Genomic DNA, 422 nt, shown 5'->3' with positions numbered 1-422 from the left:
CTTTATGGCAAGGTTCTCAAAGATGAGAATATCCATATCGCAATTCCTGCCCAGCGTACGCCGAAATTTCTACCCGAAGTGTTCAGTGTAGAGGAGGTGATGACGCTGATCAATGCGGCGACCGGATTTCGAAATCGCATGCTGTTGATGACAGCTTACTCGGCTGGCTTGCGCCTGGAGGAACTGGTTTGCAACTTATATGTTGGAGGCTGGCTACGACATTCGGCGTATTCAAAAAATGATGGGCCACAAAAGTATTTCCACCACCATGACATATCTTCATGTGTCGAGGGAAAGTGTGTCAAAAATTAAATCTCCGATGGATCTCTATTACAAAGATACCACTGCCTTTCCGTCCGAATGGGAGGATCAAAATGTACTTGCCAACTGATCTACGCCCTTCTTCCTGCTCGATAGAGGCG

1 protein-coding gene is annotated in these 422 nt (G+C 46.9%); it reads left to right on the top strand.

The features are described 5' to 3' along the window. Positions 1-199: 199 nt before the first annotated feature. Positions 200-391, top strand: coding sequence for a tyrosine-type recombinase/integrase (locus tag ACYQ2M_RS25315; protein WP_459919181.1), 192 nt, complete (start codon positions 200-202; stop codon positions 389-391). Positions 392-422: the final 31 nt, after the last annotated feature.

Source organism: Desulfocicer niacini, from assembly GCF_054657595.1.
This window is presented reverse-complemented; position numbering and strand designations above follow the sequence as displayed.

Excerpts from the sequence above, each read along its gene's own strand:
- ACYQ2M_RS25315 (WP_459919181.1), top strand. The coding sequence starts at position 200 with ATGTTGGAGGCTGGCTACGACATTCGGCGTATTCAAAAAATGATGGGC.